This is a genomic window from Cupriavidus sp. R6-3 (assembly GCF_059772245.1).
In genome coordinates this window covers 1-25,287 of record NZ_JCBAJO010000025.1, presented here as the reverse complement: position 1 = coordinate 25,287, position 25,287 = coordinate 1, and the positions used below count along the sequence as shown (strand labels likewise).

Here is a 25,287-nt window from a genome sequence, read left to right as displayed (position 1 = left end):
CGGGGGCCGCGGAAATTGCCGGACGCCAGGACGCCGTGGCACACCGGACGCTGGACCTCGACGGCATGCGCGTCTTCTACCGCGAAGCCGGACCGAAGGACGCACCCGCGATCCTGCTGCCGCACGGCTACCCGTGCTCGTCCTATCAATATCGCCGTCTGCTGCCGGCGCTGGCCGACCGCTGGCACGCCGTGGCGCCGGATTTCCCGGGATTCGGCTACAGCGATACGCCGGACTTCGGGCAGTTCGGCTACGACTTCGACGCCTACGCGGCCTTTCTGCAGCGCTTCGCCGACGCGCTCGGCCTAAAGCGGTACGCGCTTTACTTGCACGACTACGGTTCGCAGATCGGACTGCGGCTCGCGATCCGCGCCCCCGAGCGGATCGCCGCGCTGATCGTGCAGAACGGCGACATCTACGAGGACGCGCTCGGGCCCAAGTACGAGACGATCCGGCGCTATTGGGACGACCCGTCGCCGGCCAATCGCGCGCCGCTCGAAGCCGCCGCCAGCGAGCATGGCTTTCGCGACGAGTTCATCGGCGAAATCCGGTCCGAACACGTGCCGCGACTGTCGCCGGATCTATGGACGCTGCATTGGCGCCTGATGGACACACCGGTCCGGCGCGAAGTGGCGGTGCGGCTGATGGAAGGGCTGAAGGCGAATCTCGACTGGTTCCCGCGCTACCAGGCCTATCTGCGCGAACACCAGCCACCCACGCTGATTCTTTGGGGGCCGCACGACGGCTATATGCCCGAGGCCGCGGGCCGTGCCTATCTGCGCGATCTGCCGCGCGCGGAACTGCATATGACCGACGGCGGGCATTGGCTGCTGGAGACGCATTTCGCGCAGGTATGTCCGCTGATCCGGGACTTCCTGGGGCGGGTGTGGAACGCAGCGTAGTGGGGTGCGTTCCGTCAAGGTGATGAGCGGGTGCCCTCTCCGTTTGGCGGGAGAGGGCAGGGAAGAAGAGAAGCGGAGAGGAAAGCGGAAAGGGAAGCGGCCGCATGAAGCCCACGCCGTCGGCGAACAAGCCGCGGCTCTCCGCTCCCCGCCCCTTCGCTATTCGTCCTGGAACGCCTCCTCCCGCTTGGCCTTGACCGCGGGCAGCGCCACCACCGCCACCAGCGCGGCGGCCGCGACCAGCAGGCCCCGCGACAGCGGCCGCTCGATGAACACATGGAAGTCGCCCCGCGAGAGCAGCAGCGTGCGGCGGAAGTTCTCTTCCATCATCGGCCCCAGCACGAAGCCGAGCAGCAGCGGCGCGGGCTCGCAGCGCAGCTTCATGAAGACATAGCCGATCATCCCGCAGGCGGCGGCGACGAACACGTCGAACACGGTGTTGTTGACCGAATAGACGCCGATGCAGCAGAACGTCAGGATCGCCGGATAGAGGAAGCGGTACGGCACCTTCAGCAGCTTGACCCAGATGCCGATCAGCGGCAGGTTCAGGATCACCAGCGTCAGGTTGCCGATCCACATCGAAGCGATCAGGCCCCAGAACAGCGAGGGGTTGCTGGTCATCACCTGCGGGCCGGGCTGGATATTGTGGATCGTCATCGCGCCGACCATCAGCGCCATCACCGCATTGGACGGAATGCCCAGCGTCAGCAGCGGAATGAACGAGGTCTGCGCGGCCGCGTTGTTGGCCGATTCCGGTCCGGCCACGCCTTCGATCGCGCCCTTGCCGAATTCGTGCGGATGCTGCGAGGTCTTCTTTTCCAGCGAATACGCCGCGAACGACGACAGCGACGCGCCGCCGCCTGGCAACACACCCAGCGCCGAGCCGAGCGCGGTGCCGCGCAGCACGGCGGGAATCATGCGCCTGAAGTCTTCCCTGGTCGGAAACAGGTTGGTCACGCGGTCGGTAAAAGTCTCGCGCGACTCCCGCTGCTCCAGATTGACGATGATCTCGGCAAAGCCGAACAGGCCCATCGCCAGCCCGGTGATGTTGATGCCGTCGGTCAGCTCCGGGACGTCGAACGAGAAGCGCGCCACGCCCGAATTGACGTCGGTGCCGATCAGGCCGATCAGCAGGCCGAGCACGATCATCGCCACGGCCTTGACCAGCGAGCCCGACGCCAGCACCACGGCGCCGATCAGGCCCAGCACCATCAGCGAGAAGTACTCGGCGGGACCGAACTTGAAGGCCAGCTCCGACAGCGGCGTCGCGAACGCGGCCAGGATCAGCGTGGCGACGCTGCCGGCAAAGAACGAACCCAGCCCCGCGGTCGCCAGCGCGACGCCCGCGCGGCCCTTGCGGGCCATCTGGTAGCCGTCCAGCGTGGTCACCACCGACGACGACTCGCCGGGCAGGTTGACCAGGATGGCGGTGGTCGATCCGCCGTACTGCGCACCGTAGTAGATGCCCGCCAGCATGATCAGCGCCGCCACCGGCGGCAGCGTGTAGGTGATCGGCAGCAGCATCGCGATCGTCGCCAGCGGCCCCAGGCCCGGCAGCACGCCGATCAGCGTCCCCAACACGCAGCCCAGCAGCGCATAGGCCAGGTTCTGCAGCGACAGCGCGGTGGAGAACCCCAGCGCCAGATGGTTGAGCAATTCCATGGCGTGGGCCTCCTCAAGCCGACAGGAAAGCCGGCCACACCGGCATTTGCAGATTGATGCCGTAGACGAAGGCAACCAGGCTGATGACCACCAGCACCGCGGCATTGAGCAGCGCCCCGCGCCAGGTGAACTCGTGGCTGGCCATCGACGCGATCAGCACCAGCAGGATCACCGACAGCACCATGCCGAGCGGCTTGAGCACCAGGCCGAACAGCACCACCGAGCCGAGCACCCACAGCACGGTGCGCAGGTCCCAGCGTGCAAGCCGGTCGGACTCGCCCTTTGGCGACATGGCGCCGATCGCCACCACCGCGCCCAACAGCGCCAGCACGATGCCGAGCCAGAACGGAAAGTAGCCGGGCCCCATGCGCGCCGCGGTGCCCATGGTGTAGCCGCGCGCGACCAGGGAAAAGCCGAGGCCGACGGTGATGAACATCAGGCCGGAGAAGAAATCGGTTTGTTTGCGTATTCGCATGATGGCGCCCGCAGGATTCGAAACGGTGAACGGAACAGCCATCCCCGCCTGTCTTGGCGCAGGCTTGTCGCGATGGCACTCGGGAATGTCGCGGCGCGCGGGCCCATATGCCGGCGCGGCGACGGCAGGCGACCCTCGTCGTGGCGAGGGCGGCTGCAGGTCAGGGCTGGCGGAAGTCCCGGTGACGGACCGGGACCAGCGCCCTCACGACGGTGCGGAACCGTCGATGGCTACGAAAGATACATCATGGCGTGATGTATTTGAACGCAAACAAGGGTAATTCCCGAGAAATTCACCGTGCCGGTGCCGGGTCAGGTGCGGGGGCATGCATGCGGGTTTGGCCCGATTGCAGCGGGCATTGGTGGCGCGATCCACGCGGTCCACGCAGTCGGCCAGGCGCGGCGGCGCGAGCCGTCCCTGGCCGACGTGGTCCGCGTTGTTGCCGCCGTCGTTGCTGCTGTTGCCGCTGCTTATGCGCCGCGCCCGGCGCCGTCGCCGCTCGCGGAAGCGGGCGTATCGCCGATGGCGAAGTCGGCCATGTGTTCAAGCGCGCGGACCAGCCCGGAGTGGTCCCAGGCCTCGCCGCCGAGCGCTTCGCAGACATTGAACAGCTGCTGGCACGACGCGGTGCCGGGCAGGCTCAGGCCGAGCTTGCGGGCGGTCGACAGCGCGAGGTTCAGGTCCTTCTGATGCAGCGCGATCCGAAAGCCCGGATCGAAGGTGCGGCGGATCATCCGTTCGCCATGCACCTCCAGGATGCGCGAGCTGGCAAAGCCGCCCATCAGCGCCTGCCGCACGCGCGCCGGGTCGGCCCCGGCCTTCGCGGCCAGTACCAGCGCCTCGCCGACCGCCTCGATCGTCAGCGCGACGATGACCTGGTTCGCGACCTTGGCGATCTGCCCGTCGCCGACGCCGCCGACCAGCGTGATGTTCTTGCCCATCAGCTGCAGCAGCGGCAACACGCGATCGAACGCGGCCTGCTTGCCGCCCGCCATGATCGACAGCGTGCCGGCCTTGGCGCCGACCTCGCCGCCCGATACCGGCGCATCGACATAGTCGCAGCCGAGCGCTTCGATGCGTCCGGCGAACTCGCGCGTCTCGATCGGCGAGATCGAACTCATGTCGATCACCACCTTGCCGCCGGACAGCCCCGCCGCGACGCCGTTGTCGCCGAACAGCACGCGTTCGACGTCGGGCGTGTCCGGCAGCATCAGGATGACGATCTCCGCCTGCCGCGCGACCTCGGCCGCGTTCGCACAGGATTGCGCACCGGCATCGAGCAGCGCCTGGGGTGGGCCGCTGCGGCTATGGACGTACAGCGTATGTCCGCCTTCGAGTAGATGCTGGGCCATCGGCGCGCCCATCACGCCCAGGCCGATGAATCCGATATTGCTCATCTGTCTGCCTCATCGATGGATCGGGAACCGCCGGCTCCGTCCAGCATCGTGCGCTGGCGCGTCCGGCACCAGCGCCAGCATACGCCCTGTGGGCCATACGCCGGGCGATACTCCCGAGCGATACCCTTCAGCGATGCCACCGGCCGATGCTGCCGGGCCATGGCCCGGCAGCATCGCCTGCAGGCGCTCAAGCGGGATCCATCACGAGCCGCGACAGCGGCCCCGGCGATGCGCCGCACCTGGGCTGCACCTGCGCCGCGGCATCGTCCAGCTGCGCCAGCGTGCCGCCGTCGACCGGGATGCCGTCGGCGCGCGCGTGCTGGCGTTCCCGCTCGGGATCGCCCGGCATGCGGATCGCATCGTGTCCCGGCTGCAAGGCCGACGACTTCAGCCAGTCGACGAAGGCTTGCAGCTCGGCGCCGAAGCTGGTGCTGCCGGCGAGGCGCTCCGGATCGAACACGATCGCCAGCATGTTGTTCCAGATCGCATGCGGATGCGTCAGGGTCTCGGGCCGGACCGTATGGCCGCCGGTCACCGCCGCGCCCAGCAGCTCGCACATCACCGCCAGCGCATAGCCCTTGTGCTCGGCGAAGGGCCGCAGCGCGCCTTGCGGCTCGCCGTTCTGCGGATACATCACCGAGGCCAGCTCGGTCGCGGCGCCGTCGGCATCGAGCAGGCAGCCGGCCGGCACGGCCACGCCCTTGTTGTGGGCCACGCGGACCTTGCCCAGCGCGATCGCGCTGGTGGCGAAGTCCATCACCAGCGGCGGCTTGCCGGCGACCGGCACGCCGATCGTGAACGGATTGGTGCCATAGCGCGCCTGATAGCCGCCATGCGGCGCGACGATCGGCTTGGACAGCACGTTGACGAAGTGGATCGAAATCATGCCCGCCGAGCACGCCTGTTCCGCCCAATGGCCGACCCGTCCCAGATGATGCGACTGGCGCAGTCCCATCACCGCCACGCCGTGCTCGCGGGCCCGCGCGATGGCGAGCGCCATCGCTTCCTCGGCCACCGCCGGTCCCATGCCGCGGTTGCCGTCCAGGCTCAGCATGCTGCCGGTGTCCTGCAGCACGCTGACGCGCCGGTTCAGCTGCAGCTGGTCGCCGAGCCAGGACTGCACGTACTTCGGGATCATGCCGACGCCGTGGGAATCGTGGCCGGTCAGGTTCGCCGTCACCAGATGGTCGGCGGTCAGCTGCGCCTCGCGATCGTCGGAGCCGGCGGCGCGCCACAGGTCGACGACCCATCGATGCAGGGAGGCAGGGGCAATGTGATGTTCGGTCATGGGTTCGGGATGCGAGGTGGGTGAAGAGAGCCGTGGGCTCCCGCGCGAGTTCAGCGGTCAATGATGGGGTATCCGGGCGTCGCATGCCAACCGGTCCGTCATTCGGACTCGAGGTTGGCTGTCGTGTCGTGCTGGTCAACAATGGCGTGTATGGCATGTCCCCGATGCATCGGGAGAAGCGCGCTCCGGGCCGCGTCAGCGGCGCGCCATCGCCCGGCGCACGCGGCCAGCGATGGAAGATCGATAGACTGACAGGCGGCGAATAGACGACCGATACACGACCGATAGACGACCGACACGACCGATACGAGGAAAGCCCGATGACCAACGCATCTCCTGAAGTTCGCCCCCGCTATCACGCGGCCGCGCTGCGCGATATGGCTGTCGCCCTGCTGACGCGCGCCGGCATGCCGATCGATCGCGCCGGCGATGTCGCCGACATCCTGATCGAAGGCGACCTGATGGGCCACGACACCCACGGCCTGCAGCTGCTGCCGGTCTATCTGGCGGAGATCGAGAGCGGCAGCATGCAGGTGGCGGGGGACTACGAGGTGATTTCCGAGCGCGCGGCCGTCGCCACCTGGGACGGCAAGCGCTTGCCAGGGCCGTGGCTGACCCTGCGCGCGCTCGATGTCGCGATCGAGAAGGCGAAGGCGTACGGCACCGGCACCGTGACCATCCGCCGCAGCCACCATATCGCCGCCCTCGCCGCCTATCTGGAGCGCGCGACCTCGCAGGGCCTGATGATGCTGCTGTACTCGTCGGCGCCGGCGGCGATGATGGTCGCGCCGTTCGGCGGCACACGCCCGCTGTTCTCGCCGAGCCCGATGGCGGCCGGCATCCCGACGCCGCGCGGGCCCGCGCTGATCGATGTCTCCACGTCGATCACCACGGTCGGTCTGACCACGCGCCTCTATCGCGAAGGCAAGCGCTTGCCGCACGCCTGGCTGATCGACGAGAACGGCGAGCCCAGCGACGACCCCGCCGTCCTGCAGGCGCCGCACAAGGGCTCGATCCTGCCGCTCGGCGGCCTGGACGTCGGACACAAGGGCTACGCGCTGTCCCTGATGGTCGAGGCGCTGACCGCGGGCCTGGCCGGGCACGGCCGCGACGACCCGGGCCAGCGCTGGGGCAATACGGTCTTTCTGCAGATCCTCGACCCGAAGGCATTCGCCGGGGAGGACGCGTTCGAACACCAGATGGGCTGGATCGCCGATGCCTGCGCGCAGAACCCGCCGCGGCCAGGCGTCGAACAGGTCCGGCTGCCGGGCTGGGCCGCGCTCGACAGAAAGGCCAGGCAGCTGGAGGAAGGCGTTGCGCTGAACCCGAGCATCGTGCCGCAACTGGAGCCGTGGCTGCGGAAGGTCGGCACCAGCATGCCGGAACGGATGGGCTGAGGCCAGCCGTTCGATTGTGCGACTCAGTTGTCCGGGATCAAACGTTTGCCCAGGGTGACGGTGGCATCGGCGGCATAGCCGAGCTCGCGATAGAAGGCGAGCACGGCTTCGTTGCCGGCGCGGACCTGCAGGTTCAGCTTCGGGCAGCCGCGTTCCATCAGCAGCCTCTCCGCCTCGGCCATCAACTGACGGCCATGACCGCGGCCCTGGAAATCGCCATGCACGGCGAGGTAATAGATCCAGCCGCGATGGCCGTCATAGCCGACCATGGCGGTCGCCACCAGCCTGCCGTCGACTTCGCCCACCAGGAACAGCTCCGGCTGTTCGGCGAGCTTGCGCGCGATGTCGCGGTGCGGATCGTTCCATGGCCGTGTGAGACCGCAGTGCTTCCACAGGAATACCACTTCGGCTTCGTCGGACTCGCGGTAGGTGCGTATTTGCATGGGCGTTCAGCGGTTTCCGGCAAACGCCCAGTGTAGCGTCCCCTTCGCCCACTCGCGCGCGGCCCCCAACCATGGCGACCACGGCAACCATCTATCGCTGCTTGATCAGCAGGCTCTGCTGCGCCACGCCGATCGCGCCGGCTTCGTCGTACAGTGTCGAGGTGGTCAGCCCGATGCCGCTCGGCTGCGCGACCGTGACGGAATCCACGCCGACCCATTCCCCTTGCGGTTGCCGGTGCAGCGAGACGGTCAGGTCCGCGTTCGCGAACACGAAGCGATCGAGCGGCAGCGCCCAGCTGATGCCGTTGCCAAAGTCGGCGGCGGCCATCGCGCGGGCGCTGGGCGGCGTGGGCCAGCCGTCGATCAGCGGCACCGCCAAGCGGAACCACGCGGCGGCGGGGCCGGGCTCCGCGACGCTGCCGGCCGCCACGCGGCTTTCCATCGCCGTGTAGTGAAACGAAGTCTGCTCGACCATGCCTGGGATGCGGATCGGCTCGCTGCACCGGTCCGGCAGCGGCAGCGGGCATGCGGCGGCGGCCGGGCTCAGATCGACCGCCCGTTCGCGCATGAATACCGCGACGCCGCGCACGACCGGCTTGTCCTCATGCATCAGGCTCAGGGCCACGCGCCGCACCGAGCCGCCCGGCTGGATTTCGTGCGTGGCCTGCAGCGGCGCGATCGGTACGGGCCGCAGCAATTCCAGCGTCAGCCGCACCATCGACCATCCCGGCTCGTCGGCCATCGCGCGTTCGGCGATCGCAGCCAGCAGGCCGGCCGGCGCGCCGCCGTGCTGCGCATCCGGACTCCACGGCCCGCGCGCCAGCGCCGTCGGCAGGATGCGGTTGCCGACATAGGCGAACACGCTGTGCGGATCCAGCTCATTCTGCGACGCCACAGGCCACCTCCCGGATCGGTACGGTTTCGACGGCCAACTGGCGTGCCCAGCCGCGGAACCGAATGCGCGTGCATTCGTTCTTTCCGTCGAATTTTTTCCGAGTCTACAACCAGAAACTCAACCTTGCACGAAGAAATGAAAGCATAGATACTTCTTTCATGCCCTACCGTCGAACCCCCAAAGTCGAAGCCCGCCTGGCGGAAACCCGCGAGCGCATCATCAAGGCCGCGCTCAAGCTGGTCGCGCGTGGCGGCTACGCCGCCGCCAACATTCCGGCCATCGCCGCCGAGGTCGATATCTCGGCCGGCCTGATTTACCGCTACTTCGCCACCAAGGCGGATCTGTTCAACGAGGTGTTCAAGCGCGCCGCGCAGACCGAGATCGACGCCTGCGCGGCCGCGTTCGATACCGAAGGCACCGTGCGCGAGCGGCTGGCGCGGGTGGTCGAGACCTTTGCGCGGCGTGCCCTGCGCGGGCGCCAGCTGGCCTGGGCGCTGCTGGCCGAGCCGGTCGATCCGCCGATCGACGTGGCACGGATGCAGTTCCGCGAGCCCTACCGCGCGATCTTCGCCAGGCTGGTCCAGCAGGGCATCGAGGCGGGCGAGATCGCGCCGCAGCATCCGCACCTGGTCGGCACCGCCATCGTCGGCGCCATCGCGGAAACGCTGGTGGGGCCGCTCAGCGCGCCGCATCCGGACGAGGAAGACGCCGACCTGGTGGCGAGCCTCGTCGCCTTCTGCGTGCAATCCCTTGGACCGCAGCCCACTGCTGCCAACCCGTCAAGGAGAAGACGGCATGAGTGACTTCCATCAGGCCGCGCCGAAGCCCGGCAACCGCTTTCGTACCGATCCGACGCTGCGGCTGACGCTGGAGCGGCTGCTTCCGGCGGAAGTGTTCGCCGAGGCCAGCCCCTCGCTGGATCGCCTCGGCGAGCGCGCGGTCACCGAACTGCTGCCGCTGGCCGAGCAGGCCGAACGCAATCCGCCGCAGCACGTGCCCTACGACCCGTGGGGCCGGCGCGTCGACGAGCTGCGCGTCGATCCGGCGTGGCTGCGACTGGTGCAGATCGGCCAGGAGGAAGGGCTGGTCGCCTTGCCCTATGAAACGCCCTACGGCGAGCATTCCCGCGTGGTGCAGGCCGGGCTGGTCAACCTGTACGACCCCGCCTGCGCGGTGGCCGACTGCCCGCTGGTGATGACCGACGGCGCCGCGCGGCTGCTGCTGCAGCACGACCCGCAACTGGCGCGGCGCTATGTGCCGAAGCTGACCGCCCGGCACGAGGCGTGGACCTCGGGCCAATGGATGACCGAGAAGGAGGGTGGCTCGGACGTGGGCCGCAGCTCGACCACGGCGCGGCGGTCGAGCGACGGCAGGTGGTTGCTGAACGGCACCAAGTGGTTCACCTCGGCCACCACCGGGCAGGTGGCGCTGGCGCTGGCGCGGCCCGAGGGCGCGCAGGACGGCAGCCGCGGGCTGTCGCTGTTCCTGGTCGAGCTGCGCCGCCCGGACGGCAGCTGGAACGGCATCGAGGTCCGGCGGCTGAAGGACAAGCTGGGCACGCGCGCGCTGCCCACCGCCGAGCTGGACCTGAAGGACACCGTCGCGGTGCCGGTCGGCGAGATCGGACAGGGCGTCGGCAAGATGGCGGGCCTGCTCAATATCGCGCGACTGTGGGCCTCGTGGGGCGGCCCGGCGGGGGTCGGCCATCTGCTGGATCTGGCGCGCGACTACGCGGGCAAGCGCGAGGTCTTCGGCAAGCCGCTGGCGCAGCAGCCGATGCATCGCGCCTGGCTGGCGCGCATCGCCGCCGAATACGAGGCGATGCTCGCGCTCAATTTCCAGACCGCGGCGCTGATCGGCGCGGCCGAGCATGGGGCCGACGGCACGCTGTCGCGCCTGATGGCGCCTCTGACCAAGCTGGCCTGCGCGCGCCAGGCGGTCTGGGCCGGCAGCGAGCTGCTCGAGAGCTTCGGCGGCGCCGGCTATATCGAGGACACCGGTCTGCCGAGGCTGTTCCGCAATCTGCATGTGCATTGCATCTGGGAGGGCACGACCTCCGTGCTGGCGCACGACGTCCTGCGCGCGCTGCGCGCCTCCGAACATGGCGAGGCCTGGATCGAGGACGTGGTGCGGCGGCTGCGCGGGCTGTCGCTCGATGCGACGCGCGGCCTGCGCCAGCGGATCGAGAATGCGCTGGACACGCTGATTCCGATGATCAACGCGCCGGAGGAAGCGCAAGGCCGGCGCCTGGCATGGGGCATGGCGCGCACGTACCAGGCGGTGCTGCTGGGCGAGGCGGCGGAATGGCGCCTGCGGGTCAAGCGCGATGCGGCAGGGCTGGCCGCGGCCGAACTGTTCTGCGCCGACGGACTGGTGCCGGCGACGGTGTCGGCGATGTTGTCCGCAACCGGTGGCAGCGACATCGCCGCTGCGGTCGATGCGCTGGCGATGGGAACGGCGCGCCCGCACGCCTGATGGCGTCGGCCTGAATGGAATCACCGGGGAGGAAGCGGCAAGCCATACGGTAGACGACGGAAGACGAAACGGCCGAACCAGGAACGGCCTCAAGGAGGAGACACCATGTGGACGATCAATGAGGCGCTGGACAGCGTCGCCCGGCAGCGCAAGTCGGATATCGCCATCGTCGATGGCGCGCAGCGTATCCGCTACGACGAACTGCGACGGCGCGTCAAGCACACCGCCGCGTGGCTGCAGGCGCAAGGTATCGGCAAGGGCGACAAGGTCGCGCTGCACGGCCGCAATTCGGCCGCATGGGTGATCGCCTACTACGCGATCCTCGATATCGGTGCCGTCGCCGTACCGGTCAACCACAAGCTCGCCGCGCCCGAAACCGCCTATATCCTCGAACACAGCGAAAGTCGGCTGTGGCTGGTCGATGCCGACCTGCATCGGCAGCTGGACGGCGCGCCGCCGGCGTTTGCGCTGTCGCCCGCCGGCAATGAGGCGGGGCTGCCCCTGATGGCTCCGGAGGGCGGGGCGCACCCCTATCGGCCAGTCGGAGTCGAAGCCGACGATCTCGCCGAACTGCTGTACACCTCGGGCACCACCGGCAGGCCGAAGGGCTGCATGCACTCGCACGCCAACGTGATTCTCGCCGGCACGGGATCGAGCCTCGTCTATGGGCTGGGTCCTTCCGATCGCGTACTGCTGGTGATGCCGATCTGGCACAGCTTTCCGCTGAACAACCTGCTGGTCGGCAGCCTGTTCGTCGGCGCCACCGTGGTGCTGCTGCCCGAATATCATCCCGTGCGGTTTCTCGAGACGGTGCAGCAGGAGCGATGCACGCTGTTCTTCGGCGCGCCGATCGCCTACCTGATGGCGATGAAGATGGCGCCGGATTTCGCCAGCTACGATCTGTCGAGCGTGCGCGCCTGGCTGTACGGCGGCGGCCCGATCGATGCCGCCACCGCGCGCGTGCTCGCCGAACGCTACCGCTCCGAGCGCTTCTATCAGGTCTTCGGCATGACCGAGACCGGCCCCACCGGTACCGCGCTGTTGCCCGAGGAACAGGTGATCAAGGCGGGCTCGATCGGTCGCCACGCCGTCAGCGGCTGCACCATCAAGGTCATGCGCGACGAACAGCACGAGGCCGGCCCGGGCGAGGTCGGCGAAATCTGGATGCGCTGCCAGTCGATGATGCAGGGCTACTACCGCGATCCCGCCGCCACCGCGGCAGCATTTCACGATGGCTGGTATCGCACCGGCGACCTGGTGCGGATCGCCGAGGACGGCTATCTGTTCATCGTCGACCGCGTCAAGGACATGATCGTCACCGGCGGCGAGAACGTCTATTCGAAGGAGGTCGAGGACGTGCTGGCGGGCCATCCGGCGATTTCGGAAGTGGCGGTGGTCGGCATGCCGCACCCCGAGTGGGGCGAGAGCGTGGCAGCCGTGGTGGTGGCCAAGGCCGATGCCAGCGTCGACGTCGAAGATATCCAGGCATACTGCGCCGAACGGCTGGCGAAGTACAAAGTGCCGCGGCAGGTGCGCGTCGTCGAGGCGATGCCGCGCACGCCGACTGGCAAGGTGATGAAGTACCAGTTGCGTGAGCGCTTGCGGACGGGTTGAACGCGCGAGTTTGAGGGGGGAGCGGGTGAAGTCGGGCGGTCTGCCGGTGCCTGCGGCAGTGCTTGCCGTGGTGCGTGCAGCGAGGCGCTGCATGGCGCCGCATGGCACCGCACGGCACCGCGGACCGTCCCGGGCTTCAATCGGTTTATCCTTGTGCCTTCCCCTGACTCAAAGGATTACCGCAATGACCCGACTCCCCCGCCTTGCTTCCTTCGCTTCGTTTGCTTCCCTCGCTTCGCTGCTTTCCTTCGGCGCGCTGGCCTTCGCCGCCCATGCCGCCGAACCGGCCCAGACCCTGCCTTCCGGCGTCTCGATCCAGCACCTGACCAAGGGCAACGGCGCCTCGCCGAAGGCCACCGATACCGTCAAGGTGCATTACCGCGGCACGTTGACCGACGGCACCGAATTCGACAGCTCGTACAAGCGCGGGCAGCCGATCTCGTTCCCGCTCAATCGCGTGATCCCGTGCTGGACCGAGGGCGTGCAGAAGATGCAGGTCGGCGGCAAGGCCAGGCTGGTGTGCCCGGGCAGCACCGCCTATGGCTCGCGCGGCGTGCCGGGGACGATCCCGCCGAATGCGACGCTGAATTTCGAGGTGGAGCTGCTCGGCATTGGCGGTTGAACGCGCCATTCCGGCAACATCTCCCGCTACGTCATTCGCTACGTCGGTCGCTACTTGGTGCTGACCGACCGCCGCGCGGCATCGCACTCCTCGCAGCCAACCTGAGGCGGATGCAGGAAGACGAGCGGATCGCGAGCCAACTGCTGCCGCACGACATCGACGATGTCCCGCGCCCGCATCAAGCGGGCGCCGGCATTGCCAACTGGGCCTTCACGCTGAAGGCCCTTTTCCTTGAGCCATCCGTCCACCAGATCGAAGCGCTGGCAGCAGTGGTCGTTTTCGAGATAGTCGATGCGAGCCGGCTTGCCGTCCCGCAGCACCGTGCAGTGATGCGGCACGCCGTAAGGCACGCCGGCCATCAGTTCGGCCAGATGGATCGTGGTGTTGGCGTCATGGCCCACGCCAAGCAGCAGCACCTGTCCATCGAGCTCGTGCACGCGGCCGACCGGGCTGGCCGGAATATGGGGCGGCAACGGCAAGGGATCCGCGGTGATTCGATGCGCATGCGGTCCCGCCGCCGCGAAGGCAAACGGGTGGTGGCTGCGAACCACGTCGGGCAGTCGCCAGAAGGCATCGGCGACCGCGCCAAGGTCCGCCGATGCCGGCGTGGCGGCCGGGTCGAAGGGCGCGTCATCGTCATCGCCCCACGACGGCATCACCAGCGTGCCGGCAGGGCCGGCCGCTTCCCGCAGCGCCTCGATCAATCCTTGTGGGCCCCGTTGCACGGGCCTGATCGAGCGGAACGACGCGTGGACCAGCAGCACGGCGCCCGGAGGCACGCCGAGCGCGCGCAACTGGGTCACCAACTCGGCCTGTTGCCACGCGCGCGGATCATCGGGATGCCGCATATTTTTGTCCCCATTCGGCGACCGGCCCCAACGCCCGATTCAATGCCCGGCCGGCCGGCGTCAGCGAATATTCCACACGCGGCGGTACCTCGTGAAACACCTCGCGCCGCACGATGCCGTCCGCCTCCATCTCGCGCAATTGCTGGATCAGCATCTTCTCGGTGATGCCTTCGAGCAGTCGGCGAAGCTCTCCGGTCCGCAAGGGCTTGGCATGCAGCTCGTACAGGATCAGCGCCTTCCATTTGCCGCCGATCACTTCGAAAGCAGGGCCGATGCCGCAGTTATAAGGCTGGCTGCGTTTCATTCGATTTTTCCCAATACTCACCAATTGGATAGTACCTGTCATTTTAGTGCGTACTTGACCACTAAAACCGTACCTTCGCATACTGCGCCAACGCTTACACGAATGGAGTGCGCAGATGAAAACGGTAGCCGTGATCGGCCTCGGCCAGATGGGAACCAAACTCGCCAGCCTGCTGCTGCAGGCGGGCATGGAAGTGCATGTGTGGAACCGCACGCCGGACAAGGCCGCGTCGTTGGCGAGCCATGGCGCCATCGTCGCGGATACGGCCGCACAGGGGGCGGCTGCAGCCGAAGCCGTCGTCATCTGCGTGCACGACTACGCGGCCACGCACGCCATCCTGTCGGCAGACGGGGTCAAGGCGGCGCTGAAGGGCAAGCTGGTGTTGCAGCTGACCACCGGAAGCCCGCAGGACGCGAAGGAGTTGGCGGCCGTGGCGCGCGAGGTGGGTGCCGGCTACCTGGACGGCGCCATCCAGGTCGCGCCCGAGCAGATGGGCCAGCCCGATACGACCATCCTCGTTTCCGGAAGCCGTGCGGCACATGCCGATGCGCGCGATCTGCTGGCGGCGCTCGGCGGCAATATCGTCTACCTCGGCGAAGACGCTGCCGCCGCGGCCACCATGGATCTGGCGACGCTGTCGTACGTCTATGGTGCGTCGATGGGCTTCTTCCAGGGCGCCGCGCTGGCGCAGGCCGAGGGGCTCGACGTCGGTGTCTATGGTGGCATCGTCGAAGCGATGTCTCCCTCGTTCGGCGCATTCCTGCGTCATGAGGGCAATGTCATCGAGAAGGGCGATTTCGCGATCTCGCAGAGTCCCTTGTCGATCTCGGTCGATGCCACCCGGCGCATCGAAGAGGCGATGCGTCGTCAGGGCCTACGGAGCGAATTGCCCGCGCTGATTGCACAGCTGCTGCGCGACGCGGAAGACGCGGGATATGCGAACGAAGAGTTCGCGGCCGTGACGAAGATCTTGAGGGGCGCGGCGGCACCGACGTCCGTCGGTTGAGCCGCTCACGTCGAGCTGTCTCCATTCTTTGTGGCAAGGCTGCGGGCGTGGCGCGCCGCCTCGTGTGCATGGCGCGCCAGCCCCGGCGATTCCGGCTTGGAGACTGATCTTGCCGGGCCTGAAGCGGGGCAACAATGATGCGTCCGGCATATTAGGCATCACCCGGCGGAATGGCGGCCGGCAGCTGGGTTGCGGGCGCGCACTGCGAAATCGATGCCCGTTGGCAGTGGCCGCACGCGGCGATACCATTGCCTTCGCCAGTCTGGATATAAGGAATCGAATCGATCGGTATCCCCGATTCGGTCCGCTGCGGCGCGGTCTTGGCGCGCGAGATGACCGGCATCGCCGTTGTCGAGCGGAAGAGTTCAACGTGATCGAGCAAATCGTCATCGTCGGCTTTGGCTGTATCGGGCAGGCCGTGCTGCCGCTGCTGCAGCGAACCTGGCCACGGGCGGCCATCACCGTGGTGGATCGCTCGCTCGACGATCGCCGTCGGCAGGTCGTGGCGGCGCACGATCTGCGCGCGGTGGAGGCCGGCATTACCGCGGACAATTTCGCGCCCGTCCTTGGCCCGCTGCTGCGCCCGGGGACCTTTCTGGTGAGTTTGGCCTTCCGTCTGCAGCCGCGACCTGATCGCACTGGCGCAGCACCGCGGTGCCTTCTACATCGACGCCGGCATCGAGCCTTGGGACTATGCCGGCGACGCCCCCGCCTCGCAGCTGAGCAACTACGCGTTGCGCGAACGGATGCTGGCATTCGCCCGCGGCCGCGAGACGCTGCCGACTGCGCTGGTGGCGCATGGCGCCAACCCGGGCATGGTGTCGGTGCTGGTCAAGGCGGCCTTGATGGAGCTGGCGGGCCATGCCGGGCTGGAGGCGGTCGAACCGCGGCATCGCGCCGGCTGGGCCGCGCTCGCACGCCGTCTCGATCTACGGGTCATCCAGATCAGCGAATACGATAGCCAGCAAGCGCCGGGCTTCCCGCGCGATGGCGAATTCGCCAACACCTGGTCCGCGGAGGGCTTCATCACCGAATGCCTGCAGGACGCGGAACTCGGATGGGGAACGCATGAGCCCGCGCTGCCCCCCGGCGGCTACCGCCACAGTGACGGCTGCGGTGCGGCGATCGCGATCAATCGGCCGGGACATCGCACACGCGTTCGCTCATGGTCGCCGGCGCACGGACCGTTCGACGCCTACCTGATCACGCACAACGAATCGATCTCGATCGCGGCCTACCTTACCGACGATGGTGCCCAGGGCGCCGGTGCGGCCGATGCAGCCGATGCAGCCGATGCAGCCGGCCGGCCCCCGTATCGTCCCACCGTCTACTACGCCTACCGCCCCACCGCCGCCACGCTCGCCTCGATGCAGTGGCTCGACGACCGGACCGCCACGCGCGTACGCGGCGCACGCATCCTGCGCGACGAAATTGTCAGCGGCGAGGACGAACTCGGCGTGCTGCTGCTCAGCGGCCGATACGGCGGCATCTGGTACGGCTCGCACCTCGGCATCGAGCGAGCGCGCGCGCTGGCGCCATACAACTCGGCGACCAGCCTGCAGGTCGCCTCCAGCCTGGTGGCCGGGATGCGCTGGGTGCTGGCGAATCCGCGGCGCGGCGTGGTGGAGTCCGAAGCGGTGGACTTCCTCTCCGTACTCGCCGACGCAGCGCCCTGGTGGGCGCCACTGGGCGGGCATGTCACGGACTGGCAGCCGAAGCCGGGGGCGAGGTCCCTGGTGATCGCGGACTTCCTGCTGGACTAGCGACGGCGGCCCGGCTGCGGATCGTCAGCTCGCCGCTCGCCGCCGGACCGTCTCAGCCCACCGGGATCGGCGTGGCCGCGATGCTCTCGTTGAAGCCATTGACGAACGCATGCTCTGCGGCGCCGGGGTTGTCGCGCAACGGACGTGCCGCTTCGACCAGCACTTCTTCCGCATCGGTCGCCAGGGCCGCCATGGTCTGCTCGATGAAGGCATCGAGCGGCATCGCGCGCGGGTCGTCGCTCTTCTGGATCAGGTCCGTGTTGACCCAGGGCGGCGCGATTTCCTGCACGCGCACCGAGGTGTGGCGCAACATGAAGCGCTGCGACAGCGCGTAGGAATGCAGCGCGGCCTTGGTCGCCGAGTACACCGCGGTGTTGGCAAGCGGCACGTAGGCCAACACCGACGTGTTGTGGATCACCACCGAGCGCGGCTGGCGCTTCAGGTGTTCGATCAGCGCCGAGGTCATGCGGATCGGGCCGAGCAGGTTGGTGGTCACGGTGGCCTGCATGGTCGCCTCGTCGATCGCGGCGTCGGCCTGATCGAAGGGCATGATGCCGGCGTTGTTGATCAGCACGTTGAGCCTGGGATAGCGGGCAGTCAGCTCGCTTGCCGCGCGCGCGATGCTTGCGGGGTCGGCGATATCCAGCTCCACCGCGTCCATGCCCGGGTTGGCCTTGGTCACTTCGTCCAGCAGATGCCTGCGGCGGCCGCCGATGATGACCTGGTTGCCGAGCTTGTGGAAGGCTTCCGCCAGGGCGCGGCCGATGCCGGAGGTGCCGCCGGTGATGAAGATGGTGTTGTCGGTGAGTTGCATGTCGATGTCCTGTATCGCTGTATCGGTCAAAGGGGATTCGGCAGCTCGCACTGGAGCCCATTGGCCCTGCCGTGCCGCCGGTGCCCGATGCGTTGCCGTCCGAGCTCATTCTGGTGGAAACCGGCGATGGCTCAAATGACCAAAAAACCGCAATAAGGGACACGGAGAAAGGCCGGCCGATTGGCGGCCCTGCCGCTACAATGGCCGGCATCCAATCGGCGGAACCCTCCAAAGGGGACATCATGAGCGCGCGCATTGCCCTGGTCGTCTATCCCGGCTTTCAGATCCTCGACATGGCGGCACTGACCGTCTTCGAGCTGGCGAACGAGCTGTCGTCGCAACCGCGCTACGAGATTGCGGTGGTGTCCGCCGACGGCGGCATGGTGGCCGGATCGTCGCGCGTCAAGATCGAGACGCAGGCAATCGGCCGGCGGCACTACGACACCTTGCTGGTCGCCGGCACCACGACGCAGGCCCCCACCGAGCCCGCGCTGATCGCCCAGTTGCGACGAGCGGCGCCACGCGCCAGGCGCATCGCCAGCATCTGCACCGGTGCCTTCATCGTGGCGGAGGCGGGACTGCTGGACGGACGCCGGGCCACGACGCACTGGGCGCTGGCGCGCGAACTGCAGCAGCGTTTTCCCGCGGTGCAGGTCGATGAGGACAAGATCTTCGTCAACGACGGGCCGGTGTGGACGTCGGCGGGCATGACGGCCTGCATCGACCTCGCGCTGGCCCTGGTGATGGCGGACCTCGGCGATGCGCTGGCCAAATCCATCTCGCGGATGATGGTGGTGCATTACCGCCGTACGGGCGGGCAATCGCAGTTCTCCACGCTGGCTGCGCTCGAGCCCAAGTCCGATCGCATCCGGCTCGCGCTCGACTTCACGCGCGAACATCTGCACGAGCCGTTATCGGTCGAACAGCTTGCCGAGCACGTGCATTGGAGCAAGCGGCATTTCAGCCGGGCGTTCCAGGCGCAGACGGGCATGTCGCCGGCAAAGGCGATCGAGAAGCTCCGGCTCGAGGCGGCCCATGCGCTGATCGAGGCAGGAGAGACCTCGATCGGCAGAGTCGCGTCGCAAACGGGATTCGGCGACGAGGAACGGATGCGGCGGGCCTTCCTGCGCTCGCTCGGCAGGCCGCCGCAGGCGCTGGTACGGGAAGCGCGGGCGCGCCGCGGCGGCGACGGCTTTGCGGGCGCAGGGGCATTGCGCGCGGCATAGTGCGCGGCATAGTGCGCGGCCTGGCAGCCGACCGACCTGCAACAGTGCCGTGGCGAGTCTTGTGCCACGGGCATACGCGGACAACAATACGGTCCGCACACAAGGAGGCAAACCAGTGACCACCGCACACGTCTTCATCGCCACCAGCCTCGATGGCTTCATCGCCCGCCCCGACGGCGATATCGGCTGGCTGCTGCAGCGCGACGATCCCGACGAGGACCATGGCTACACGGAATTCATCGCGGACAAGGACCTGACCGTGATGGGACGCGGCAGCTATGAGAAGGTGCTGAGCTTCGATCCATGGCCTTACGACCGGCCCGTGCTCGTGCTGTCCAGGCAATTGGCGGACACGCCGGTGCCCGAGGCGCTGAAGGGCAAGGTCCGCTTTGCCAACTGGACGCCGACGGAAGCGATGGAGGCACTGGCGCGCGAGAACGTACGTCGTGTCTATGTCGATGGGGGGCAGCTGGTGCAGTCATTCCTGCGCGACGGCCTGATCGCGGACATGGTGATCACCACGGTGCCGGTGCTGATCGGCTCCGGCAGGCCGTTGTTCGGCGCACTGCCGCACGACATCGACCTTGCGCTGGTATCGAGCCGCAGCTTTCCTTCGGGGCTGGTGCAGTCGACTTATCGGGTGATGCCTTGAATGTCCTGAATGCCCCGAGTCTTCTGAATCTTCTGAGCCGGCCATAAAAAAACGCCCGGCCGTTGAACGGTCGGGCGTCTTGCCTCGGCTTGAACAGGCCGCCGTGCTACGGCGCTGCGCGATCACACATCGATATTGCGTGCCACCAGCGCATTCGATTCGATGAAGTTGCGGCGCGGCTCGACCTCGTCGCCCATCAACGTCGTGAAGATCTGGTCGGCCGCGATCGCGTCCTCGATCTGCACCTTCAGCAGGCGGCGCTGCGTGACGTCCAGCGTCGTTTCAAACAGCTGCTCGGGGTTCATCTCGCCCAGGCCCTTGTAGCGCTGGCGGGACACGCCGCGCTCGGCTTCCGACAGCAGCCACTGCATCGCGCCGTGGAAGTCGTTGACGGTCTGCTCGCGCATCTTCTCGCCTTCGCCGCGGCGAACCTTGGTGCCGACCGGAATCAGGCCCTGGAAGGTCTTGGCGGCGAGCGCCAGCGCGGCGTAGTCGGCGCCATGGACGAAGTCGGAATCGATGTGCGACAGGCGCACGTTGCCGTGATGGCGGCGGGCCACCATCAGGCGGTGCTTCTCGTTCTTCTCGTCGAACTGCGCGTAGACGTCGGCGGTGCCATCGTCATTGACCGCGGCGCCGTTCAGGCGCTTGGCGTGCATTTCCGACAGCTTGGCCTTCAGTGCGCGGGCCGAGGCCTCGGCGGCTTCGGCGGAGTCCAGGTTCAGTTCGACGCCGTCGGCGATCGCGCGCAGCGCATCGCTGTCGACCACGCGCGACAGGCGGCCGATCACCGCTTCGGCGAGCTGGTACTGGCGCGCCAGTTCGGTCAGCGCTTCGCCGGTGATCTCGCTGCCGTCCGGGCGCAGCAGGCTCGCCTTTTCCATCGCCAGGCGCAGCATGTACGCGTTCAGCTCGTTGTCGTCCTTGATATAGCGCTCGTCCTTGCCGTGCTTGACCTTGTACAGCGGCGGCTGCGCGATATAGACATAGCCGCGCTCGATGATGTCGGGCATCTGCCGGTAGAAGAAGGTCAGCAGCAGCGTGCGGATGTGCGAGCCGTCGACGTCCGCATCGGTCATGATGATGATGCGGTGATAACGCAGCTTGTCGAGGTTGTAGTCGTCCTTGCCGATGCCGGTGCCCAGCGCGGTGATCAGCGTCAGCACTTCCTGGCTCGACAGCATCTTGTCGAAGCGCGCGCGCTCGACGTTCAGGATCTTGCCCTTGAGCGGCAGGATCGCCTGGAACTTGCGGTCGCGGCCCTGCTTGGCGGAGCCGCCTGCGGAGTCGCCCTCGACCAGGAACAGTTCGGACAGCGCCGGATCGCGTTCCTGGCAGTCGGCGAGCTTGCCGGGCAGGCCCATGCCGTCGAACGCGCCCTTGCGGCGGGTCATTTCGCGGGCCTTGCGCGCGGCTTCGCGCGCGCGCGCGGCGTCGACGATCTTGCCGCAGATGATCTTGGCGTCGTTCGGCGTTTCCAGCAGGAAGTCGCCCAGCGCCTTCGATACCAGTTCCTCGACCGGCAGCCGCACTTCGGACGACACCAGCTTGTCCTTGGTCTGCGAACTGAACTTGGGCTCGGGCACCTTGACCGACAGCACGCACGACAGGCCTTCACGCATGTCGTCGCCGGTGGTCTCGACCTTGGCCTTCTTGGCGATCTCGTTTTCTTCGATGTACTTGTTGATGACGCGCGTCATCGCCGCGCGCAGGCCGGTCAGGTGGGTACCGCCATCGCGCTGCGGAATATTGTTGGTGAAGCAGAGCACCTGCTCGTTGAAGCCGTCATTCCACTGCATCGCCACTTCGACGGTAATGCCTTCCTTCTCGGCATTCGCGTAGAAGATATTCGGATGCAGCACCGACTTGGCGCGATTGATGTATTCGACGAAACCCTTCACGCCGCCGGAAAAGGCGAAATCCTCTTCCTTGCCGGTGCGCTGGTCGGTCAGGCGAATATGCACGCCGTTATTCAGGAACGACAGTTCGCGGATGCGCTTGGACAGGATCTCGTAGTGGAACTCGACGTTGGTGAAGATTTCCTGGTCGGCGAGGAAGTGGACCTCGGTGCCGCGCTTGTCGGTCGGGCCGAGCACCTTCATCGGCGAGACTTCGACCGGCTGTCCGTCCGGGCCGTTGACCGTTTCGACGATGCGGTTCTGCACCGCGCCCTGGGCAAATTCGATGAAATGCGCCTGGCCGTCGCGGCGCACCGTCAGGCGCAGCCATTTCGACAGCGCGTTGACGCAGGACACGCCGACGCCGTGCAGGCCGCCCGAGACCTTGTAGCTGTTCTGGTTGAACTTGCCGCCAGCATGCAGCTCGGTCATCGCGATTTCCGCGGCGCTGCGCTTGGGCTCGTGCTTGTCGTCGAACTTGATGCCGGACGGAATGCCGCGGCCGTTGTCGATGATCGAGATCGAGTTGTCGGTGTGGATCGTGACCTGGATTTCCGTGCAGTAGCCGGCCAGCGCTTCGTCGATGGAGTTGTCCAGCACCTCGAACACGAGGTGATGCAGGCCGGTGCCGTCCGAGGTGTCGCCGATATACATGCCCGGCCGCTTGCGTACCGCCTCCAGGCCTTCCAGGATCTGGATCGAGGAGGCGCCGTAGCTGTTTTCCTGTTGCGGGTTCTGCTGTTGGGTCATGTTTTCCTACTCACGGCAAATGCGGGGAGCGCGGCGCGCCGGGTTACGACGCGGCCATCGGCCCTCCGCATGGCGGTTACATAAAAACGGCAAAGGGGCGGATCGCCATGATCCTGCCCCTGCTACTGCGGGTCGGTCGCGCGGGCTGTTTGCCCCCTGCGAGAGCCGTAGCCTGCCGTTCGATGCTCCGGATCCTGCGTATCTTGCGATCCTTTACCGGAACATCAGATGCGCATCGGCATGACGACGTACTTGAAGTTGTCGTCTTCCGGCACGGTGATCAGCGCGCTCGAATTCGAGTCGCCGAGGCTGACCTGGACCTGCTCGCTCTTGAGGTTGCCCAGCACGTCGAGCAGATAGGTCACGTTGAAGCCGATATCGAGCGCATCGCCCGAATAATCGAGTTCGAGCTCTTCCTGCGCCTCTTCCTGATCGGCGTTGGTCGAGCTGATTTTCAGGGTATGCGTATCGAGAATGCAGCGCACGCCCTTGAACTTGTCGGTGGTCAGGATCGCGGTGCGTTGCAGCGCCTGCTGCAGCTTGATGCGATCGATCGCGAAGGCGTTCTTGTAGCCCTTCGGAATCACGCGCTGGAAATCGGGGAACTTGCCTTCCACCAGCTTCGAGATCAGTTCGACATTGGCGAAGGTGAACTTGATCTGGTTCGCGGCCAGCTGCACCTGCACCGGGTCGTCGTTGTCCTCGAGCAGGCGTTGCAGTTCCAGGATGGTCTTGCGCGGGATGATGACTTCCTGGCGCGCGCCGGCGCCCGCCGCTTCCTGTTCGAGCTCGACCGCGCAATAGGCGAGGCGGTGGCCGTCGGTGGCGACCGCCATCAGCTTCTTGCCGTCGACCACCAGCAGCATGCCGTTCAGGTAGTAGCGGATGTCCTGCTGGGCCATGGCGAAATGCACCATCGCCAGCAGATGCTTGAAGGTCTTCTGCGGCAGCGTGACGCTGGCGTTGAATTCGGTGGCTTCGGCGACCGTCGGGAATTCCTCGGCGGCCAGCGTCTGCAGCGCGAAACGGCTCTTGCCCGATTGCACCGTCATCCGCTTGTCCGACAGCGACAGCGCGACATCGCCGTCGGGCATCGCACGCAGGATATCGAGCAGCTTGCGCGCGGCCACGGTGGTGGCCACGTCGTCGCTGCCGACGCCGCATTCGGCGTGCGTGGTGATCTGGATTTCGATATCGGTGGACAGGAAGGAGACGTTGGCGCCGGACTTGCGGATCAGCAGGTTGGCCAGGATCGGGAGGGTGTGGCGGCGCTCCACGATGCCGCTCACGATTTGCAGCGGACGCAGCAGATTGTCTCGCGAGGTTTTGACCAATTGCATTGAATATGTCCTTCGTCGTTTATAGTCAGCGTCCGCCGGGTGTCTTGGACAACTCCAAAATCACTTAGGAATCAAGGAGTTAATGTCGCATTTTACCTCGGATCGGGCGGCTCGGCAAAGCCGGACGATGTGTGGCTGGTCTGCATATTGTGCATGAAAAGCCACGATCCCCCAATATTTGCCGGCGGCCCGCAAAGCCTTGTCCCGCGCGGGTTTGCGGGTTGCCACCGGGCTTTTCCGCGTCCCGCGGCAGCGCGCGGCGCGCAGACCACAGTATGCCAGCCCGCCGCACCCGTCCCCCAAAATCCCCGGCGCCGGGTTTTCAACCCTTCAGGGTCTGTTCCAGAACGTGCAGTTCGTGATTGAGCTGGGCATCCTTGCTGCGCTCGTCGGCGATCTTGCGTACCGCGTGCAGCACGGTGGTGTGGTCGCGCCCCCCGAACAGCTCGCCGATCTCGGGCAGGCTCTTCTGCGTCAGTTCCTTGGCCAGATACATCGCGATCTGCCGCGGCCGCGCGATATTGGCAGGCCGCTTTTTGGAATACATATCGGCGACCTTGATGTTGTAGAAGTCGGCGCAGGTCTTCTGAATGTTTTCTACCGAAATCTGCCGGTTCTGTACGGTCAGCAAGTCCTTCAGCGCTTCGCGGGTGACCTCGATCGTGATGTCCTTGCCGTGGAAGTTCGAGAACGCGAGGATCTTGCGCAGCGCGCCTTCCAGTTCGCGCACGTTCGAGCGCAGATGCTTGGCGACGAAGAAGGCCACTTCCTCCGGCACCGAAACGTTTTCCGCGGCGGCCTTCTTCATCAGGATCGCGACGCGCATTTCCAGCTCGGGCGGCTCGATGGCGACGGTCAGGCCCGAGTCGAAGCGCGAGATCAGCCGATCATCGATGCCGGTGATTTCCTTCGGATAGGTATCGCTGGTGATGATGACCTGGGCACGATTGGCGATCAGCGCCTCGAACGCGTAGAAGAATTCTTCCTGCGTGCGGTTCTTGCCGGAGAAGAACTGGATGTCGTCGATCAGCAACAGGTCGAGCGAGTGGTAATAGCGCTTGAACTCGTCGAACGCCTTGCGCTGATACGCCTTGACCACATCGGAGACGTACTGCTCGGCATGGATATAGCGGATCCGGGCGCGCGGGTTCTCCATCAGCATGAAGTTGCCGATCGCGTGGATCAGGTGGGTCTTGCCCAGCCCGACGCCGCCATACAGATAGAGCGGGTTGTACGACTTGCCCGGATTGTTGGCGACCTGGATTGCCGCGGCGCGCGCCAGCTGGTTCGCCTTGCCGGTGACGAAATTGTCGAAGGTCAGGATCGGATTGAGCCGCGAGCGCTCGTGGACCGTGTCGGCCGGCTGCTGGCCGGGCATCGGTTGCTGCGCGACGCGATACGAGCGGGCCGCGGCCTCGGCCGGGTCCAGTTGCGGCACGTCGACATCGACCACGTCGGCGCCGATCGGCTGGCCGCCACCGGGGTAGGGAGCGGCCTGCGGGTTGCCCATGCCGGC

24 protein-coding genes are annotated in these 25,287 nt (G+C 66.8%); 11 read left to right on the top strand and 13 right to left on the bottom strand.

Going from position 1 to position 25,287, the window contains the following annotated elements:
• The first annotated feature begins 65 nt into the window (after positions 1–65).
• Positions 66–902 carry an alpha/beta fold hydrolase gene (locus tag AC6EI8_RS07230; RefSeq protein WP_370639560.1) on the top strand — a complete coding sequence of 279 codons (837 nt, stop codon included), beginning with the start codon at positions 66–68 and terminating at the stop codon, positions 900–902.
• 159 nt (positions 903–1,061) lie between these two features.
• On the opposite strand, the gene AC6EI8_RS07225 is transcribed toward AC6EI8_RS07230, so the two are convergent.
• From AC6EI8_RS07225 to AC6EI8_RS07210, 4 genes are all read right to left on the bottom strand, one after another.
• A complete protein-coding gene (locus AC6EI8_RS07225; RefSeq protein ID WP_498381606.1) occupies positions 1,062–2,564 on the bottom strand; it encodes a tripartite tricarboxylate transporter permease in 1,503 nt (500 codons plus the stop codon).
• Positions 2,565–2,577: 13 nt separating this feature from the next.
• Positions 2,578–3,039, bottom strand: a complete 462-nt coding sequence (locus AC6EI8_RS07220; protein ID WP_265633042.1) for a tripartite tricarboxylate transporter TctB family protein — start codon at positions 3,037–3,039, stop codon at positions 2,578–2,580.
• Between the two features lie 470 nt (positions 3,040–3,509).
• Positions 3,510–4,436: a 2-hydroxy-3-oxopropionate reductase gene (locus AC6EI8_RS07215; RefSeq protein ID WP_149317381.1), complete on the bottom strand. Its 927-nt coding sequence runs from the start codon at positions 4,434–4,436 to the stop codon at positions 3,510–3,512.
• Positions 4,437–4,623: 187 nt separating this feature from the next.
• Positions 4,624–5,724, bottom strand: a complete 1,101-nt coding sequence (locus AC6EI8_RS07210; protein WP_498381604.1) for a malate/lactate/ureidoglycolate dehydrogenase — start codon at positions 5,722–5,724, stop codon at positions 4,624–4,626.
• Positions 5,725–6,044: 320 nt separating this feature from the next.
• Here AC6EI8_RS07210 and AC6EI8_RS07205 point away from each other — a divergent pair, with 320 nt between their 5' ends.
• Positions 6,045–7,121 carry an Ldh family oxidoreductase gene (locus AC6EI8_RS07205; protein ID WP_498381603.1) on the top strand — a complete coding sequence of 359 codons (1,077 nt, stop codon included), beginning with the start codon at positions 6,045–6,047 and terminating at the stop codon, positions 7,119–7,121.
• A gap of 23 nt (positions 7,122–7,144) precedes the next feature.
• Here the strand turns inward: AC6EI8_RS07205 and AC6EI8_RS07200 are convergent, their stop codons facing one another.
• Positions 7,145–7,564: a GNAT family acetyltransferase gene (locus AC6EI8_RS07200; RefSeq protein WP_498381602.1), complete on the bottom strand. Its 420-nt coding sequence runs from the start codon at positions 7,562–7,564 to the stop codon at positions 7,145–7,147.
• A gap of 91 nt (positions 7,565–7,655) precedes the next feature.
• Complete coding sequence (locus tag AC6EI8_RS07195; RefSeq protein WP_265633046.1) at positions 7,656–8,459, bottom strand: thioesterase family protein; 804 nt, start codon at positions 8,457–8,459, stop codon at positions 7,656–7,658.
• Positions 8,460–8,617: 158 nt separating this feature from the next.
• Between AC6EI8_RS07195 and AC6EI8_RS07190 the strand changes: the two genes are divergently transcribed.
• The 4 genes from AC6EI8_RS07190 to AC6EI8_RS07175 all read left to right on the top strand — a co-directional run bounded on the left by AC6EI8_RS07190 (position 8,618) and on the right by AC6EI8_RS07175 (position 13,170).
• Positions 8,618–9,262, top strand: a complete 645-nt coding sequence (locus AC6EI8_RS07190) for a TetR/AcrR family transcriptional regulator (protein WP_498381601.1) — start codon at positions 8,618–8,620, stop codon at positions 9,260–9,262.
• Positions 9,255–10,934 (top strand): acyl-CoA dehydrogenase family protein, encoded by a 1,680-nt coding sequence (locus AC6EI8_RS07185; RefSeq protein ID WP_150083217.1) that lies wholly within the window; start codon positions 9,255–9,257, stop codon positions 10,932–10,934. Before AC6EI8_RS07190 ends, AC6EI8_RS07185 begins: the two co-directional genes overlap by 8 nt.
• Before the next feature lie 105 nt (positions 10,935–11,039).
• Positions 11,040–12,548 carry a class I adenylate-forming enzyme family protein gene (locus AC6EI8_RS07180; protein ID WP_498381600.1) on the top strand — a complete coding sequence of 503 codons (1,509 nt, stop codon included), beginning with the start codon at positions 11,040–11,042 and terminating at the stop codon, positions 12,546–12,548.
• A gap of 184 nt (positions 12,549–12,732) precedes the next feature.
• Entirely contained in the window at positions 12,733–13,170 is a 438-nt protein-coding gene (locus AC6EI8_RS07175) for an FKBP-type peptidyl-prolyl cis-trans isomerase (protein WP_149317373.1), read from the top strand.
• A 50-nt stretch (positions 13,171–13,220) separates the two neighbouring features.
• On the opposite strand, the gene aac(3)-IVb is transcribed toward AC6EI8_RS07175, so the two are convergent.
• The gene (gene aac(3)-IVb, locus AC6EI8_RS07170; RefSeq protein WP_150083218.1) at positions 13,221–14,018 is read right to left on the bottom strand and encodes an aminoglycoside N-acetyltransferase AAC(3)-IVb; all 798 of its coding nucleotides are present in this window, start codon (positions 14,016–14,018) and stop codon (positions 13,221–13,223) included.
• Entirely contained in the window at positions 14,002–14,322 is a 321-nt protein-coding gene (locus AC6EI8_RS07165; RefSeq protein ID WP_422647744.1) for a winged helix-turn-helix transcriptional regulator, read from the bottom strand. The genes aac(3)-IVb and AC6EI8_RS07165 overlap by 17 nt, the downstream gene beginning before the upstream one ends.
• A gap of 79 nt (positions 14,323–14,401) precedes the next feature.
• Here AC6EI8_RS07165 and AC6EI8_RS07160 point away from each other — a divergent pair, with 79 nt between their 5' ends.
• Positions 14,402–15,328 (top strand): NAD(P)-dependent oxidoreductase, encoded by a 927-nt coding sequence (locus tag AC6EI8_RS07160; RefSeq protein ID WP_498381618.1) that lies wholly within the window; start codon positions 14,402–14,404, stop codon positions 15,326–15,328.
• A gap of 151 nt (positions 15,329–15,479) precedes the next feature.
• On the opposite strand, the gene AC6EI8_RS07155 is transcribed toward AC6EI8_RS07160, so the two are convergent.
• Entirely contained in the window at positions 15,480–15,842 is a 363-nt protein-coding gene (locus tag AC6EI8_RS07155; protein WP_498381620.1) for a hypothetical protein, read from the bottom strand.
• Between AC6EI8_RS07155 and AC6EI8_RS07150 the strand changes: the two genes are divergently transcribed.
• Entirely contained in the window at positions 15,747–16,289 is a 543-nt protein-coding gene (locus tag AC6EI8_RS07150; protein ID WP_498381617.1) for a saccharopine dehydrogenase NADP-binding domain-containing protein, read from the top strand. The genes AC6EI8_RS07155 and AC6EI8_RS07150 overlap by 96 nt on opposite strands.
• Positions 16,174–17,091, top strand: a complete 918-nt coding sequence (locus AC6EI8_RS07145; protein ID WP_498381616.1) for a saccharopine dehydrogenase C-terminal domain-containing protein — start codon at positions 16,174–16,176, stop codon at positions 17,089–17,091. Before AC6EI8_RS07150 ends, AC6EI8_RS07145 begins: the two co-directional genes overlap by 116 nt.
• A gap of 52 nt (positions 17,092–17,143) precedes the next feature.
• Here the strand turns inward: AC6EI8_RS07145 and AC6EI8_RS07140 are convergent, their stop codons facing one another.
• Positions 17,144–17,905, bottom strand: coding sequence for an SDR family oxidoreductase (locus AC6EI8_RS07140; RefSeq protein ID WP_498381599.1), 762 nt, complete (start codon positions 17,903–17,905; stop codon positions 17,144–17,146).
• Positions 17,906–18,147: 242 nt separating this feature from the next.
• Between AC6EI8_RS07140 and AC6EI8_RS07135 the strand changes: the two genes are divergently transcribed.
• Together AC6EI8_RS07135 and AC6EI8_RS07130 are read left to right on the top strand one after the other, a co-directional pair.
• Complete coding sequence (locus AC6EI8_RS07135; RefSeq protein WP_226108170.1) at positions 18,148–19,131, top strand: GlxA family transcriptional regulator; 984 nt, start codon at positions 18,148–18,150, stop codon at positions 19,129–19,131.
• A gap of 115 nt (positions 19,132–19,246) precedes the next feature.
• Positions 19,247–19,783, top strand: coding sequence for a dihydrofolate reductase family protein (locus AC6EI8_RS07130; protein ID WP_498381598.1), 537 nt, complete (start codon positions 19,247–19,249; stop codon positions 19,781–19,783).
• 122 nt (positions 19,784–19,905) lie between these two features.
• Here AC6EI8_RS07130 and gyrB read toward each other — a convergent pair whose 3' ends face one another.
• The 3 genes from gyrB to dnaA all read right to left on the bottom strand — a co-directional run.
• Positions 19,906–22,431 carry a DNA topoisomerase (ATP-hydrolyzing) subunit B gene (gene gyrB / locus AC6EI8_RS07125; RefSeq protein WP_149317366.1) on the bottom strand — a complete coding sequence of 842 codons (2,526 nt, stop codon included), beginning with the start codon at positions 22,429–22,431 and terminating at the stop codon, positions 19,906–19,908.
• 224 nt (positions 22,432–22,655) lie between these two features.
• The gene (gene dnaN / locus AC6EI8_RS07120) at positions 22,656–23,771 is read right to left on the bottom strand and encodes a DNA polymerase III subunit beta (RefSeq protein WP_023264426.1); all 1,116 of its coding nucleotides are present in this window, start codon (positions 23,769–23,771) and stop codon (positions 22,656–22,658) included.
• A gap of 322 nt (positions 23,772–24,093) precedes the next feature.
• A partial coding sequence (dnaA, locus tag AC6EI8_RS07115) for a chromosomal replication initiator protein DnaA (RefSeq protein WP_498381597.1) occupies positions 24,094–25,287 on the bottom strand: 1,194 nt, incomplete at its 5' end.